Source organism: Streptomyces sp. V4I8 (genome assembly GCF_041261225.1).
Taxonomy (GTDB): Bacteria; Actinomycetota; Actinomycetes; order Streptomycetales; family Streptomycetaceae; genus Streptomyces.
The window spans coordinates 10,009,249-10,025,230 of record NZ_JBGCCN010000001.1; the positions used below are offsets into that span (position 1 = coordinate 10,009,249).

Here is a 15,982-nt window from a genome sequence, read left to right on the forward strand (position 1 = left end):
AGGAGCCGGCATGACTCACTCACCTCCCGTCCTTGACCTGAGCCGGATCAGGGAGAGCGTCGAAGAGGTCCTGGACGACTTCTTCGCCAGAAAAATGGCCAGCCGCGTCCCGCATCTGCCCGACCTGACCACGCCGTTACGTCAGTTCATATCGTCCGGTGGGAAACGCGTCCGCCCTGTCTTCAGTATGGTTGGTTGGCACGCGGCGGGCGGGGGGAGGATCCGGGCAGCGTGTCACTTGGCAGCCGCTTTGGAACTCATCCACGCCTTCGCTCTCATTCACGACGACGTGATGGACCGCTCCGACAGCCGCCGCGGCCGGCCGACGATGCACCGTCACTTTGCCCGGCAGCATCCAGGTCCCCCCAGTGCCGCGGACCAGTTTGGTACTGGCGCGGCCATCCTCCTGGGGGACCTGGCGCTGGTGTGGTCGGACGAGCTCCTGCACAGTGGCGGCCTGACCCGGCAACAGATGTCTGCTGTGCTGCCACTGCTGGACGAGATGCGCACCGAGCTCGTACATGGCCAGTACCTTGACCTGGTCAACGGCCATCGGCCGCCGGAGATGTCCTGCGCACTCACCGTTATCCGCTACAAGACTGCCAAATACACGGTAGAGAGGCCCCTCCAGCTCGGCGCGACCCTCGCTGGAGCAGATGCGACCCTGCTCGCCGCCCTGTCCTCCTACGCCATCCCCGTCGGGGAGGCGTTCCAGCTCCGGGATGACCTGCTGGGAGTATTCGGCGACCCGGCAGCCACAGGCAAACCCGCCCTTGATGATCTGAGGGAGGGCAAAGCCACTGTGCTCATTTCCCTGGCTCTCAGGCGCGCCAGCCGCTCTCAGGCCGATCAGCTTCGCCATTACCACGGCTGTCCCACCCTGACGGAGGAGCAGGCGCAGGTGGCACGCGGCATCATCACTGCCACCGACGCCCCCCGCATGGTGGAAAGCATGATCACCCAGCGGTATGAGGAAGCGATGACCACCCTGGATACCCTCCCGATCGAACCGGCGGCCAAGGATGCGTTGCGTCACCTTGCCGCCTCCGCTGTGCGCAGGCGCTCATGAACACTCCCACCACTGGCCGCCGTGTCCTGCTCGCCGCCCCCCGTGGCTACTGCGCGGGTGTGGACCGCGCCGTGATCGCCGTCGAGAAGGCCCTGGAGCAGTACGGCGCTCCCGTGTACGTCCGGCACGAGATCGTCCACAACAAGTACGTCGTGCAGACCCTGGAGAGGAAGGGCGCCGTCTTCGTCGAGCGCACGGAGGAGGTGCCGCCGGGCAACATCGTGATGTTCTCGGCGCACGGCGTCGCCCCTGTCGTCCACGAGGAGGCCGAGCGCGGCAGGCTCGCCACCATCGACGCGACCTGCCCGCTGGTCACCAAGGTCCACAAGGAAGCCGTCCGCTTCGCCAAGGAGGACTACGACATCCTCCTGATCGGGCACGAGGGCCACGAAGAGGTCATCGGCACGTCCGGCGAGGCCCCCGACCACATCCAGCTCGTCGACGGTCCCGGCGACGTCGCCGGGGTCGAGGTGCGCGATCCGTCCAAGGTGGTCTGGCTCTCCCAGACCACGCTGAGCGTGGACGAGACGATGGAGACCGTCGACGCGCTCAAGGAGAAGTTCCCGCAGCTGATCTCCCCGCCCAGCGACGACATCTGCTACGCCCCGCAGAACCGTCAGCTCGCGGTGAAGCAGATGGGCGCCGAGGCGGAGCTGGTCATCGTCGTCGGTTCGCGCAACTCGTCCAACTCCAAGCGGCTGGTGGAGGTCGCCAAGCTCGCGGGTGCGCGCGAGGCGTATCTCGTGGACTTCGCGGACGAGATCGACGAGGCGTGGCTGGAGGGCGTGACCACGGTCGGTGTGACGTCGGGCGCGTCCGTGCCGGAGGTCCTGGTGGAGCAGGTCCTGGAGTGGCTCGCCCAGCGCGGGTACGGCGATGTGGAGCTGGTCAAGGCGGCCGAGGAGTCGATCACCTTCTCCCTGCCGAAGGAGCTGCGTCCGTCACTGGCGCGAAGAAGCCGTCTCAAAGAGGGCCGGGGCGCGAGAGCCTCCAGCCGGCCGTCGTCATCGGCGGATGCCTCGTCGGACCACCTACTACATCCGTGCCCCCACGAGACAGATGCGGCGAGGGTCTCCTCCCCGAAGGTGACCAACGACGGCCGTGCCCGATCCGGGCAGTGATGTCGGCAGGTAACGCCATGAGGGGCGTATATGGACCACGACCCGAATGATCGTCAGCTCAGTTCATTTCGCCCAGAGTCAGTGCGAGGTTTCCATGACTGCGTCCGAACGGTGGGCCCCGCGAGCTGAGCCTCCAGGGAGAAGGTGGCCCGCCAGTGCTGCGGACTACGCGCAGGCGATACTGGCGAGCCTGAAAGCGCAGGGTCAGATCAGCCCCTCCGTGTATGAAACCGGACGGGTCGTTTCCCTGCTGCCAGACTTCATCGGGCATACCGAGCGAGTCGATTTCCTGCTCACTACTCAGCGGCCACAGGGATATTGGGGACCGGCGCATGCCGGATATGCGCTCGTCCCTACACTCAGCGCGACCGAGGCTCTACTGACTGTTCAGCAGCGACAGCCGCGCGAGTCTCGGACCGCCGCCGCGGTACGCAGAGCTCTGTGCGGTCTCGCCGATCTCGCCGAGGCCGATGTGCCCGATCTGCCGGCCGCGGATCTTGTGGTCTCCGTGCTGGTTCCGCGCATCGAGCATCAACTGAGCCACAAGAGCTTGACGGGAGACAGACCAGAGCATCTGCCCGGATGGTTGCGCGAGTTGGCTCACCGCAGCGAGGGCAGACTCGCCGCATTGCGTTCCATGCTGTCCAGTCCCGCACCGTTGGAGCCCAAACTGCTGCATGCCGCGGAGACCTTCGGTGAAAGCTCCTGGCTGGACAAGGCCCATCTCTCGGCAGAGGGGAGCATCGGCGCGTCTCCCGCTGCCTCAGCTGCCTGGCTGGCTGCCGCTGATGGTTCCGGGCGACGCGATTCACAGGCAGTCCGCCGATATCTGGAACGGGCAGTCCAGCAACACGGCGGGGCGCTCCCCTGCGTATGGCCGACGCCTGTATTCGAGCGCGCGTGGGTACTGAACTGGCTGTTGCACTCCGGCATCACCATCGTCGTTCCACACCACCTGCGCCGTAGTCTGCACGCTTCCCTACAGTCGGAAGGTGCAGCAACCGCTGCCGGGCTGCCTGCGGACGCGGACACCACCAGCATGGTCCTGGCGTCCCTCACCCTTCTCGGAGAGCGACCCGACTTCAGCCCGTTGCTCCGGTACGAACTCGATACCCACTTCTGTACCTGGCCAGGTGAGCAAGGTCAGTCCGTTACCACCAACGCCCATGTGCTCGAAGCTCTGAGCCTGCACGTCCTCGCCCACCCCGCGGAAAAGCGACGCTACGCCCAGGCGATCCAGAAAGTCTCTCACTGGCTTTACTCCCAGCAGCGGGATTGGGGTGGGTGGGAGGACCGATGGCACGCCTCCCCCTACTACGCCACGTTCTGCGCCGCTCTCGCATTGCACCGCTTCGATGGTGCCCGATCCGCGCCGGCTCTGACCGCGACCGTGCAATGGCTGCTGGAGACGCAGCATCCTGACGGCTCGTGGGGGGTCTGGGGCGGCACGGTGGAAGAGACCGCCTACGGCGTTCATCTGCTCGTCAACCTCCCGGCCTCAGATACCCAGAGCCGAGCAAAAGAGGCTGTCCGTTTGGGCCGAGCTCACCTTGCCCGCACGGCCACGCCGCAATACAGCCACCCACCCTTGTGGCACGACAAGGACTTATACGCGCCCGAGGTGATCATTAACGCAGCTGTGCTCACCGCCAGTTTGGAGAACCAGTGACCACGACGATCAATCCAGGCGCGATAGTGCCCTTTGCCGAGGTAGCACAGCTTGAACGACTCAGTCGTTCTCCACTACCACTGCCGCCGCAGATCCTGGACATCGCGCAGAACATCCGTCGCGACCTGGTCTCCTGGGCGCAGGACTACCCAGCAGTGGTCCACGGGAGAGCCGGAGACATCCTGCGCTGGATGCCCCTGTGCGCCGCCGTCTCGTACGACGGTGCCCCGTACCGGACTGCGCTGGAGTTCGCCCGACACTGCGTCGTGGTCTTCGCATATGACGACGTTCTTGACGAAGAGATAGGCGAACCCAACACCCTGGAAGGCCTCCAGACACTCACACAGGAGTGGCTTCGTGTCCTCAGCGGCCCGGCAGGCAAGGAAGAAGCGGTACTGCCGGCATCCGGGACCGGCCGCCTCCAACAGCTACTGCTGGCGCTCGTTGACAGCATGCGCCGAGTCATGGACTCACCGGAAGCACAGCAGCACCAAGAACGCTGGCAAGAGCTCTGGCAACAAGCGAGCACTGGAATGCTGCAAGAATTGGCTTGGCGGCACCGGACCGTGCGGCAGCCGGACTTCGTTACGTATATGCGCACCGCCCGCTCCTCGATCGCCGTCGAAGCTACCCACTGGGCAGCCTTCATCACCAGCGCGCCGGCCGACGTCCTGCCGGAGGAGACAGACCTGCTTATCTCGGTCCTCAAGCGTGCCGGCTACATCATTCGGCTTGCGAACGACCTGAATACCGTAGAACGCGACCACCAAAGCAACGCCGCCAACGCACTTCTCCTCACCGTCGATCGATGGTCCTGCTCGGTCTCCGAAGCCCGGGCCCTGCTGCGAAAGCACCTCGAACAGGAACTGAAGCGCCTGTTCGCCGTCCGAGCCAGCATCGCACCAGCGATCACGGATCACTACGGGTGGATCGTCCGCAGCACAGTGTTCGCTTGTCAGTGGTATCTGAACCGATACGAGCTCGAACTCACTCCGGAAGACCTCCGCGCAATTGACCGAACCGACTGAGCGTCAATGGTCGTGCAGTATGCGTGGTGCATCCAAGCAGCGGGTGGACGGCTCGTCCAACTCCACCTGATTCTTCCTCCCTGCCGCTACGAGGCAAGCATATCTCTCCGGTCAGCGAACGTTCTGAGAAAGACGACGAACACCCATCCCCTCGGGGCCTTGCCCCAAGGTATTTGTGCATTCATATTCTCCAGGGCCGCGTGTGTAAATTAGGGTTAGACACTGTCCCAGGGCTTGCTGCCCATAAGCGTTGGGATGAATTATCTCTTCAATGTCACCCTGTGCGACGGCGGCGGAACGGACCCATTCGTTGCGCGTTGCCGACGGGCCTTCTGGTCCGACCAGTGATGTGGATGTGGAGCACGCCTCCCGACCCTGAAATGCATCCTGAAGATCGAGGAAGTCGGCCTTGTGTGCATTCGCGACCTCACGTAGCGCCTTTGCGAACTCCGGAGTGAATTTGTCACGAGCCCAGTCGGCGTCGCTGTTCCATATTGGACACCCGCCCATCGTGACCCGGTCAAAGCCGCTTTCAGGATAGCGAATCTCCCGAGCCCTAGGGAAAGGAGAGGGGGCGGATTGCAGTACAAGTCGGTATTCTTCCCGTGAATAGCCGACATCCTTCATCACTCTGTGGATGCCCTTCAGAACCATGCTCACACGAGTTTTCGTGGCCGCCATCATTTCGTCGACCTGACGCTGAGCGACTTTACGACAGTGGATCTGATGCGAAGCGGGTGTCGCCATGTACGCACTCATACATTTGGCCAATATCCATCCGAAGCCGAGATCATTTCCCCCGGTAGAAACGACGATCATCTTGACGCGTGCACCCTTGGCGATGTCGGCAAGCTGATCACCTTGCGGTGGCTCGCCTTTGAACCCGCTCCCTCCACCTTTACTGCTGAGTAAATTTTCAGTCTTCGCGGCAGAGCAGGCAAGGTTAATCTTCCTGTCTATGTGTAACGCGACACTTTGAATCTCTGCGACGTCAGATCGATAGCAGCGGTTGTCGTATGAGGTGCCGTACACGACATGGCCATCCCGGGTGTACCCATTCCAAGCCCGGTCGGTTCCGTTGCGACCGCCTGAGAGAGTGGACGAATTGCCGAGCCATCGGCCACCATTGCCGGCGATAAAACTGTCGCCGAGTGAAACAATCGCTGTGGGGAGTTCCCTTTTTTCTAGTGTTTGAGAAATCTGCCGTGACTCCACTGCCCGTTGTGGTGTCAAATAATCGAGGTGAGGTTCGAGCGCGTACGAAGGTCCCTTCGCGAGAGAAAGGGCCAGGAGTGCGGCACCAACAGCGGCTGTGGTGCAGATAGTTTGCCGCATGATTTATTCTTCTCCTTAAGGGTGTCTTTGGCGATGCAGACTCAAGGGAACTGCTAAATCCATAACCATGGGCGCCTGTCGTAGAAAAAAATCCTGTATTTCCAGAGTGAGCCAAGAGGCCTCCGCCCTCCTGTGATCGGATTACTGCTTAACGAAAGTAATCACGTAGCGACGGGAAAGGCCAAGCTCGCGAGGAAACTGTGTGTTGACCCAGTTCAATAGGTTCGGTGGACCGTACAAAGACGCATCGCTAGGCAACCCGATAGTGGCGTGACGGCGGTCACAAGCGGTAAGACCCAGCCTTGAACCCGCGCCCGATCCTGAGCGCAGAGGCTCATCGGGGCGGGCCACCAGCTCAATGGCGCTGCCTTGCGGATCTCGACTGCCTAAAACGTGTCGCACAGAACTCTGATCAGAGCGCCTCCTTTGTACGCGTGGGTTTGGTGGCTGATCAATTGTCTGCTGAGGTGTTCACCGCCCTTCACCGGCGATCGCTGCTGCTCGTGGTGGTTCTGCCGGACCGAACCTGACCATGCGTCAGGTCTCCCCCTGTTCGTCGACTGTTCGCCGATTTGGTGCCGGGTCGTCCAGGAGGCTTATTCACGGGGTGGTGCGGCCCGGATTTCTTGATCATCAGGACGGCCCTGCTCGGTAGTCTGATGTCTGCGAAAACGTCAGAAGTGAACCGGGGCAGGGCCGTTGAGCTGGAACGTTACGGCAGGGTTAGCCTCGATTCGTCAGCGGGTTTCGGTCGCTGAGTGATCCGGCGGTTCGCCCGTAATGTCCTCTGCCGTTGGAGGACGGGCCGTCGCGTAACGCCGCGGGGTGCGCCGGGTTCCACAGGCCCGGAGACTGCGGTCCTCCTCCTTCCTGGTCCTGGTCGGGGCGGGGCCGGCTGTCAGGTGACGGCCGGAAGCTGTGTGAGCCTGCTCCAGCAGGTGGTGAACGCCTTTGCCCAGGGCCAGGTCCGTTCGATGCGCAGGTAGCGGCGTCGGGCGTGGTCGGCGAGGCGGGCGGGCAGGTGGTAGAGGCGGAAGCGCATGGTGTCCGGCTCGGCGTGTTCGAGCCCGTCCTGGTCGTGCAGGGTGAGCAGCCGCAGCCAGGCGTCGAGATCAGCCGCGAGGTTGCAGGCAAGCATCCATCCGGCGTTGACCTGCCACGACTTGGACGGGAGGTTGTGCAGGCCCATGGCTTTGCCGGTGCGGATGCGATCCTCGACCTCGGCGTGGTCGCGGTGCAGGGCATCGAGGAACTGGACCTGGTGCGAGCCGGGGATGCCCCACAGGTGCCGGATATTCGTCGCGGTGATCGAGTAGCGCCAGCCGGTCTGTTTCTCGAAGTCGGTCAGCTTCTTGTGCTGCCGCCGTGAGGGTCTGACCCGGCGGACGATCAGCCGCATCCCCTGGGGCCAGCCCTCGCGGGTGTTCACCCCGGTCAACTCGGCGACCTGGTAGCCCTCCTGGACGCTGCCGTCCTGGTGCAGGGAGGTCTCCCATGCGCTTTCGGGGAGTTTCGCGATCGCCGCCTCGTCCTCGGGCGTGATCTTCCAGCCGACGGTGTAACGGACCGTGCGCCGCTTCGTGTTCAGTGACTCCAGGTGCTCCAGCAGACCGTGCGTGGCCCCGGCGCCGTCGACGCGGATGAGGAGCTTGGCCTGCGAGGAGCCGGGGACCTGCTCCAGACAGGCCGCCAGCACGCGCAGGTGGTCCTCGACGGTGTTCGCCCCGGCATTCCCGCAGCGCAGCTCCATTGCCAGGCTCTCACCAGTGTTCGCGCACCAGCCGGCCAGCGGGTGGAAGCCGAACGTGCCCTTGAACGTCGCCGCTGCCCCTTCCTTCTTCGAAGCGGCAGTGATGACCGTGGCGTCCAGGTCCACGACGATCCAGCCCTTCAAGTGCCGTCCGGCAACGGTGAGATAGGGGAAGCCGCCCGGCCGCAGATGCAGCAGGCCCCACACCTGGCGGCGCACCCGCCGCCGCACCTTCGCGATCTTTCGCAGCGTGTGTTCGTCGAGGCCGGCCAGCACCCGGCGCATCGTCGAGTCCGACACAGCCGGACCGAAGAGCTGCTGGTGGTGCAGGTGGAGCTGCTCGGCCTCCAGCAGACTCCGTGCTCCGAGCACGATCGCCACAGCCAGCTGGACCAGCACCCCGCTCCGCTCCCGCCACCCGGCCGCCGTACTCGACGGCAGCACCCGGGCCAGTCCACCCGTCAGCCCCAGGCGGTCGGCCAGTTTCCGCAGCAGCACCGCCCCCGCGTGCCCTACCAGCTTCTTCCCGTCAGCAGCCACGGACAGCCGACGGTCCCACCCTGTACTCTCGACCACCAGAAAGGTGCCTTGCTCTCTGCAGCGGATACGACGTAGACACTCGCATCCTCGCAGGTCAACGGCACCTTTCTGCTGTCAGGCTGTCAGCTCAACCAATTCCGCTGAATAGCCAGGGTTAGACAAGGATCAACTGGACGGGCTGGTGGTGCGGGTCCATCAGGCGCTCGTGGAGGACCCGGATCCTGCGGTGTCTCCGGCGCGGATGTGGTCGCTGGGCCTGTACCGGTCGGTGGTCCTGGTGCTGTTCCTCCTGCGGCAGAACCCCGTCCAGGAAGCGGCGGCGGAACTGTTCGGTGTCAGCCAGGCCACTGTTTCCCGGCGGTGGACGGGGCTGCTTCCGGTGGTGGAGAAGGCCCTCGCCGGGCATGTCCCTGATCCTGTGGAAGCCTCAGCCGGCCGGATCGTGCTCATCGACGGCACCCTGGTCACCACGTGGGACTGGGCGAGCGAAGGCACCGCTATGTTCTCCGGCAAGCACCGCGACACCGGCTTCAACCTGCAGATCGCCGCCACGCTGTCCGGAGACCTGCTCGCGGTGTCCGAGCCTGTCCCGGGCTCCCGCCACGACATGTACGCCTGGCGCCAGTCCCACTTCCCGGAGACCTTCGCAGAACGGCAGAGCATGGGCGATCTTGGGTACGTGGGTTCCGGCATGCTCACCGCGAGACGCAAACCACCTGGTCAGCAACGCCCCACTGGCGCCAAGATCTACAACCGGAGCATCAGCAGCCTCCGCGCCGCCATTGAGCGAGCGATCGCACACCTGAAGGACTGGAAGATCCTCGCGACCCGCTACCGCGGCCCCCTGGCCAAGTTCCCCCTCGTCGCCAAAACCGTCACCGCCCTCACCTTCTACAAAAAGGGCTGGTGAAACCCCGTGAATAGGCCTCCAGCGGTTGATTCTCTCCCCGCCCCCGAGCCGGGTTCCCGGACCGTTCACACCGACGATCGGAGAACCGCGCGTCGGCTGCTGCGACGATCAAGTGGGGAATTGTCGGCCGAAATTCTGAGCCTCCTCGTGGTCATCGTTCAGCTTGTCGATCACGCGCTCGAAGTTGTCGGCGACCTGCTGGTCCATCCAGGGGGTGGGGATGCCTCAGCTCTTGGCGTTGTCCACCAGGGCCAGCTGCGGGCGTGGCGTTCTGGGAGCTCAGGAAGGAAGTCGGGGTGGGGGAGGGCCGGGGAAAACCGATGCGCTTCAGCGTAGGCACGGCACGCGGGATGTTTATCGAACCGTATGAGGAAGTGTGGATTCGTTCGTCGCGCCACAGTCGGCCGAGGGCGGGAACCGCTCCGCGCCAGCGCTCGTCACCTGGTGTCCAGGTCGTTCAGGAACACCTATGTCACTCGCTGCCGGAACTGTGCGCGGCGTGCCGACGCGCCGGTCGGCCGACTGGTGTGTCGGCACGGGTCGCCACGTCGTGGACCCACCGTGTTGTGGCGTTCGGTACCCGGGCCGCTTGCTGTCTTCGCTGTTCGGACTTCCCCGTTCCGATCGTCCTATGGTCAGCGCCTTCGGACAGGAAACGGTAGAAAGGTGATATGGATGGAACTTCGAGCCGATTTGGACGTGGAGCGCCTGATGAGCTCGGAATGGTCCATGAGCCGGCGCATGGACACCATGAGCGACAGGAGGAAGACAGACCTCGTCGGAGGGGAGTGGTGTGGCGGCGCCCCCTGCGCTCGCTGCTGAGTGTGCGCAGCCTCGTCGGCGAGGTCTTCCTTCTGCGGTTGGCGACCGCGGTACTGCTCGTCGCCGCTGCGCTGGTGGCTCTCGCGGTGCAGGCGCGACGCGACGGCGTGCCGGATGCCCGGAACCGGGCGCATGTAACCGCGCAGACGTTCGCGAACTCCCTGGATATCGTGGCGCTGAACAGCCCGAACCCGACCGCCGCGCTGCGTTCCGAGGCCGGACGGAAGGTCACAGGCGTCGATGCTGTCATGTACAGGTCCGACAGGGCCACCCTCGCCCACAGCGAGCCGCATCACGTAGAGAAGCCCGTGATGGGACCCTACGCGGAGACGGCGGGCGACAAGCCATTCATCAGGCAGCTACCGGCCCTGTTCGGTGGCGCTGCCGCGGCCCTGCTCGTCGTTGCAGGCGGGGCGGTCCTGGTGAGCCGCCGATTACGGCGGCTCACCCATGGCCTGGGCCCGGTCGGGATGACCCGGATTTACGACCACCACGAGGCGGTCCTGCATGCTGTGCGGGAAGGCGTACTGATCATCGGAGGTAACGGGCGGCTCCTGCTGGCCAATGACGAGGCGCGGCGACTGCTCGATCTGCCGGCGGACGCAGAGCGGCGCCACGTCACCGATCTGGGGCTGGGAGAGGACCTGGCCGAGCTGCTGGCCTCCGACGGCGCCATCACCGATGAGGTGCACTTAGCGGCGGGCCGGCTGCTTGCGGTCAGCAAGCGGATGGCGCCGCACGGTCCGGTCGGCAGTGCGGTGACGCTCCGGGACACCACCGAGCTGTGGGCTCTGTCCGGCAGGGTCGAGGCGGAGCGCGAACGGTTGAAGTTGCTCTATGACGCCGGCCTGCGGATCGGCACCACCCTCGACGTGAAGCGCACCGCCGAGGAGTTGGCGGAGGTAGCGGTACCCCGGTTCGCCGATGTCGTCACTGTCGAGCTGCTGGATGTGGTTCTGCATGGTGAGGATTCCCCCGGTGCCGCCACCGGGGTCACCGAAATGCGCCGTACCGCGGTCGCTGGTCTGGACACGGACGATCTGCTCTACCCCGTCGGCGAGTTGATCCGGTTCGTCCCCGGCCACCCCGTCTCCGCAGCAATGGACAGCAGCCGACCGGTTCTGGTTCGGGACCTGAGGAGCTCTGACGACTGGCGGGCTCAGCACGCAGAACGTGCCCAGCGGGTCCTCGACCACGGCATTCACTCCTTGATCGTGGTTCCGTTACGGGCCCGCGGTGTGGTGCTGGGCATGGTGGAATTCTGGCGGGCGGGTGGTTCCGCGTCGTTCGAGGACGAGGACGTGTCCTTCGCCGAGGAACTGGCTGCCCGGGCCGCGGTGTGCATTGACAACGCCCACCGCTACACGCGCGAACACACCATGGCTGTCACCCTGCAGAACAGCCTGCTGCCTCGTCGGCTGCCCGAGCAGCAGGCTCTGGAGGCCGCCTATCGTTATCTGCCGGCTCAGGCCGGTGTGGGCGGTGATTGGTTCGACGTCATCCCGCTGTCCGGCACCCGGGTGGCCCTGGTGGTTGGTGATGTCGTTGGCCACGGTCTGCATGCCGCGGCCACCATGGGCCGACTGCGCACCGCCGTTCTCAACTTCGCCGGCCTGGACATGCCCACGGAGGAACTGCTGGGCCGACTGGACGAGTTGGTGGCCCAGATCGACGCAGAAGAAGAAGCGGCAGCGGAGGACGGGAAGGGAATGATCACCGGCGCGACCTGCCAGTACGCCGTCTACGACCCCATCTCCGGGCGACTGGTCCTCGCTACCGCGGGCCATCCAGGGCCGGCGGTAATCCACCCCGACGGGACCGTGGACTTCCCCCAGTTGCCCGTCTCCCCGCCACTGGGACTGGGCGCCGGCCTGCCTGTCGAAAGCGCCGAGCTGACCCTGCCCGAGGGATCCCGGCTCGTGCTTTTCACCGACGGACTGATCGAAGAACGCGACCGCGACCTGGACGTCGGGCTTGAGACCCTGCGCGATGCGTTGGCAGGACCGGATCGCACCCCGGAGGCCACTTGCGCGGCGGTGATGGAGGCCATGCTGCCGGACCGTCCCAGGGATGACATCGCGCTGCTCGTGGCCCGCACCCACCGACTTGGCTCCGAGCACGTCGCCGAGTGGGACGTGCCCCGCGACCCGGCGGCGGTGGCGCCGGTGCGCACAGCCTGCGCCCGTCGGCTGACTGAGTGGGGCCTGGAGCAGGTCGCCTTCACCGCCGAACTCATTCTCAGCGAACTGATCACCAACGCCATCAGGTACGGCACCGAGCCGATTGGCGTCCGGCTGCTCCGGACGGTGCTGACCAATGGTTCCAACGGAGGCACCTTGATCTTGGAGGTCTCTGACGGCAGCAGCACTTCACCCCGGCTGCGCCGGGCGAAGGCCACTGACGAGGGCGGGCGCGGACTCTTCCTGGTTGCCCAGTTCACTGAACGCTGGGGTACTCGCTACACACATACGGGCAAAGTCATTTGGACGGAGCTGCCCCTCCCCGACGGCACGGCACCACAGGCGGAAGAGCTCGGCGAGATCCTGCTCAGCCAATGGGGCGACATTGCACTGTGAGGGTACGTCACCTCCCGCAACTCGTCCTGCGGCATCGTCTGGTGATCCTCGTCGGCCAGATCTCGCGCCGGAGGGCCGGAAGGCGGCGGAGAGCGGCATCGGCAAGCCCGCGGGTCTCCCGGGGCGTTCGCCGACGCGCTCGGCATTAGCGTACGCGAAGTATCTGCGGCAGACGGGCTCCACCTTCTCGCAGGGCTACATCGAGGACACCCTCCGCAACAAACCGAGGCGCTGACCTCCCTCGCGATCGGCGCGGGCACCATCGCCGTGATCGTGCGGGTACCTGCTGGACGGCATGAGCTTCGCCGCCGGGGGACCAGCGCGCTGTGCAGCACGCTCATGATGAGCTTGTGGGCCCAGGTGTGCATCTGCCCGGAGCCGATCTTGCCGTTGAGGTGTGCGGACGCCTGTTTGATGCAGGTGTGGGCGATGCCCTTGTCCAGCACGTGCCAGTGGAAGGCGCATCGGAACTCCGCGCCGTTGTCTGCCTGGATCACCTCGACGCGCAACGGCAGGTGTCCAGAAGAAGTAGAGGAACTGGATGGCGGTCTTCTGGTCGCACCGCGGGTGGATGCGCAGCACCCTCAGCCGGGTGCAGTAGTCAATGGCCGTGAACTGGTAGTAGTTGGCCCGACGCCGTGCCTTCGGCAGCTTGCCGGTGACCGGGACCGCGGCGGAGGTCACGGTCGGGACGCCGACCGGTTCGATGAACTTGACGTCGACCTGGACCCGGTTGCCCGGCAGCTGTTTCCCGTAACGGGTAGAGCGCTTGTCGTGGCGCTGGTAGCGCAGGGAGGCGGGCAGTCGGTTCATCCCCAGCTTCTTGAGGATGTGGCAGACCGCAGAGCAGGCGATCTCGATGTCGTGACACCTCTCGGTCGAGGTACGTCTTGACTTCACTGGCCCGAAGTGGCAGTTCTGCCGCAGAGAGACGATCTTGCTGACCACGTCGGCCCGGGTGGCGTGGGGACGGTGGCGGGGCCTGCTGGAGCCGGCGCGCAGCCCAGGGCCGGAGATCGCCGCCACGCACTATGGGGTACTCACCGATGCGGTCGGCGTAGGCCTGGACCGTATGGATCCCGCCGAAGTGGAAGAGATCACTGCCATCCACCCGCGAGGCCACATACCCCACGAGGCCGCCCTAAGCTGCCGCACGGCTACCACCGCGCCCGCCGACCCCCCCCGTTATGTTTTCCGCGGTCCTGCAAGAGGGCCGCTGGCCTCCGGGCCCGGCATGACTGTGTCCCCCTGTCGAAGTCGATGACCTGGGGGGTGGTGTCACCGGGCCCGGGAGGTGCCGTCGGAGACGCTGATGAGAGGTCCGGCCGCCACCCGGTCCGGCGCAATGCCGGACAGCTCTCGGATGGCAGGTCTGCATAACGTGGATGCGCGAGTACGACACCACTGCCGAGGCCGGCACCGCCAACACCCTTGAAAGGGCGCGATGTTCGACACCGAAGACGTGGGCGTGTTCCTCGGCCTGGACGTCGGCAAGAGTGCCCATCACGGCCACGGAGTCACCCCGGCCGGCAAGAAGGTCTTCGACAAGCAGCTGCCCAACAGCGAGCCGAAGCTGCGGGCCGTGTTCGAAAAGCTGGCCGCGAAGTTCGGCACCGTCCTGGTGATCGTGGACCAGCCCGCCTCGATCGGCGCTCTGCCCCTGACCGTCGCCCGCGATGCCGGCTGCCAGGTCGCCTACCTGCCGGGACTCGCGATGCGCCGGATCGCCGACCTCTACCCGGGCGAGGCCAAGACCGACGCGAAGGACGCCGCGGTTATCGCCGACGCCGCCCGGACGATGCCCCACACCCTGCGCTCGCTGGAACTGACCGACGAGATCACCGCCGAGCTCACTGTCCTGGTCGGCTTCGACCAAGACCTCGCCGCCGAGGCCACCCGCACCTCCAACCGGATACGCGGCCTGCTCACCCAGTTCCACCCCAGCCTGGAACGCGTCCTGGGCCCCCGCCTGGACCACCAGGCCGTCACCTGGCTGCTGGAGCGTCACGGCTCCCCGGCCGCCCTGCGCAAAGCCGGCCGCCGCAGACTCGTCGAACTGATCCGGCCCAAGGCCCCACGCATGGCCCAGCGGCTGATCGACGACGTCTTCGACGCACTGGACGAACAGACCGTCATCGTCCCGGGAACCGGCACCCTCGACATCGTCATCCCCACCCTGGCCGCCTCCCTGGCCACCGTCCACACCCAGCGTCGGGCCCTGGAAGCCCAGATCAACACCCTGCTGGAGGCCCACCCTCTTTCCCCGGTCCTGACGTCGATGCCCGGCGTCGGCGTCAGGACCGCCGCCGTCCTGCTGGTCACCGTCGGCGACGGCGCCAGCTTCCCCACCGCCGCCCACCTGGCCTCCTACGCCGGACTCGCCCCCACCACGAAATCCTCCGGGACCTCCATCCACGGCGAGCACGCACCCCGAGGCGGAAACCGGCAGCTCAAACGGGCCATGTTCCTGTCCGCCTTCGCCTGCATGAACGCCGACCCGGCCTCCCGCACCTACTACGACAAACAACGCGCCCGCGGCAAGACCCACACCCAGGCCCTCCTCCGCCTGGCCCGCCAACGCATCAGCGTCCTGTTCGCCATGCTCCGCGACGGCACCTTCTACGAACCCCGCCTCCCCGAGGGCATCGAACTCGCCGCATGACCCCAGCAGGCCAAACCAGCCCAAACCGAACTCAGGCGCCTTGACGAAAGACATAGAGGCACCCCCCCCTCGATGCGCCCCGAGCGGTCACCTCGCAGCAGTGGTTTGCCCAGTGAGAGGTTCGCGTGCACCGAGGTTCCCAGCATGGATTTGTAGACCGCGGACGGGCAGTCCTGGAGCGATTTTTCAACCGCGGCGAACACCCCCTTGGCCTCACCCGTGGGATAGCTGGGCAGTGCCGCCGACCTGACCCCTACGGTGTGGGAGTGTCCGCGGGCCGCTCGGCGAGGTCGGTGCCTGCCTCGAGGTCTCCTTCGAGAGCATCGCGCTCGTCGTCGGTGAGGTCGAGCTGTTCGAGCATCTGGTCGGTGCCTTCCTTCATTGCCAGGAACTGGCCGCGAGTGGACTGTTTGGGGACATAGAGGGGCAGCGTAGGCAGGCCAGCCAGTGGCACCACGTCAAATATGCAGCATCCTCACCGCTGTTGTGTTGCCGATGTG

The 15,982-nt window shown here is 65.4% G+C and carries 11 protein-coding genes and 1 pseudogene; 8 read left to right on the plus strand and 4 right to left on the minus strand.

The genetic code is table 11. From position 1 onward, the window contains the following. The first annotated feature begins 10 nt into the window (after window positions 1-10). From ABIE67_RS45525 to ABIE67_RS45540, 4 genes are all read left to right on the plus strand, one after another. The gene (locus ABIE67_RS45525) at window positions 11-1,069 is read left to right on the plus strand and encodes a polyprenyl synthetase family protein (RefSeq protein WP_370267861.1); all 1,059 of its coding nucleotides are present in this window, start codon (window positions 11-13) and stop codon (window positions 1,067-1,069) included. Further along, window positions 1,066-2,190 carry a 4-hydroxy-3-methylbut-2-enyl diphosphate reductase gene (locus ABIE67_RS45530; RefSeq protein WP_370267863.1) on the plus strand — a complete coding sequence of 375 codons (1,125 nt, stop codon included), beginning with the start codon at window positions 1,066-1,068 and terminating at the stop codon, window positions 2,188-2,190. Before ABIE67_RS45525 ends, ABIE67_RS45530 begins: the two co-directional genes overlap by 4 nt. Window positions 2,191-2,410: 220 nt before the next feature. Further along, entirely contained in the window at window positions 2,411-3,859 is a 1,449-nt protein-coding gene (locus ABIE67_RS45535; RefSeq protein ID WP_370267865.1) for a prenyltransferase/squalene oxidase repeat-containing protein, read from the plus strand. Next, window positions 3,856-4,887 (plus strand): terpene synthase family protein, encoded by a 1,032-nt coding sequence (locus tag ABIE67_RS45540; RefSeq protein ID WP_370267867.1) that lies wholly within the window; start codon window positions 3,856-3,858, stop codon window positions 4,885-4,887. The genes ABIE67_RS45535 and ABIE67_RS45540 overlap by 4 nt, the downstream gene beginning before the upstream one ends. 111 nt (window positions 4,888-4,998) lie before the next feature. Here the strand turns inward: ABIE67_RS45540 and ABIE67_RS45545 are convergent, their stop codons facing one another. Together ABIE67_RS45545 and ABIE67_RS45550 are read right to left on the minus strand one after the other, a co-directional pair. After that, window positions 4,999-6,222, minus strand: a complete 1,224-nt coding sequence (locus ABIE67_RS45545) for a GDSL-type esterase/lipase family protein (protein WP_370267869.1) — start codon at window positions 6,220-6,222, stop codon at window positions 4,999-5,001. Window positions 6,223-7,120: 898 nt separating this feature from the next. Then, complete coding sequence (locus ABIE67_RS45550; protein WP_370267871.1) at window positions 7,121-8,548, minus strand: IS1380 family transposase; 1,428 nt, start codon at window positions 8,546-8,548, stop codon at window positions 7,121-7,123. A gap of 145 nt (window positions 8,549-8,693) precedes the next feature. On the opposite strand from ABIE67_RS45550, the gene ABIE67_RS45555 reads away from it, so the two are divergent. The 3 genes and pseudogenes from ABIE67_RS45555 to ABIE67_RS45565 form a co-directional block, all read left to right on the plus strand. After that, window positions 8,694-9,422 carry a transposase family protein gene (locus ABIE67_RS45555; protein ID WP_370267873.1) on the plus strand — a complete coding sequence of 243 codons (729 nt, stop codon included), beginning with the start codon at window positions 8,694-8,696 and terminating at the stop codon, window positions 9,420-9,422. A gap of 815 nt (window positions 9,423-10,237) precedes the next feature. After that, on the plus strand, window positions 10,238-12,820 hold the full coding sequence (locus ABIE67_RS45560) for a SpoIIE family protein phosphatase (RefSeq protein WP_370269612.1): 2,583 nt from the start codon (window positions 10,238-10,240) through the stop codon (window positions 12,818-12,820). Between the two features lie 148 nt (window positions 12,821-12,968). Continuing rightward, a pseudogene (locus ABIE67_RS45565) lies at window positions 12,969-13,040 on the plus strand (hypothetical protein); the annotation flags it as partial. Here the strand turns inward: ABIE67_RS45565 and ABIE67_RS45570 are convergent. Next, on the minus strand, window positions 13,016-13,846 hold the full coding sequence (locus tag ABIE67_RS45570; RefSeq protein ID WP_370267875.1) for a hypothetical protein: 831 nt from the start codon (window positions 13,844-13,846) through the stop codon (window positions 13,016-13,018). The pseudogene ABIE67_RS45565 and the gene ABIE67_RS45570 overlap by 25 nt on opposite strands. 418 nt (window positions 13,847-14,264) lie before the next feature. On the opposite strand from ABIE67_RS45570, the gene ABIE67_RS45575 reads away from it, so the two are divergent. Beyond that, the gene (locus ABIE67_RS45575) at window positions 14,265-15,482 is read left to right on the plus strand and encodes an IS110 family transposase (RefSeq protein WP_370252783.1); all 1,218 of its coding nucleotides are present in this window, start codon (window positions 14,265-14,267) and stop codon (window positions 15,480-15,482) included. 253 nt (window positions 15,483-15,735) lie between these two features. On the opposite strand, the gene ABIE67_RS45580 is transcribed toward ABIE67_RS45575, so the two are convergent. Further along, the gene (locus tag ABIE67_RS45580; RefSeq protein WP_370267877.1) at window positions 15,736-15,939 is read right to left on the minus strand and encodes a hypothetical protein; all 204 of its coding nucleotides are present in this window, start codon (window positions 15,937-15,939) and stop codon (window positions 15,736-15,738) included. Between the last annotated feature and the right edge of the window lie 43 nt (window positions 15,940-15,982).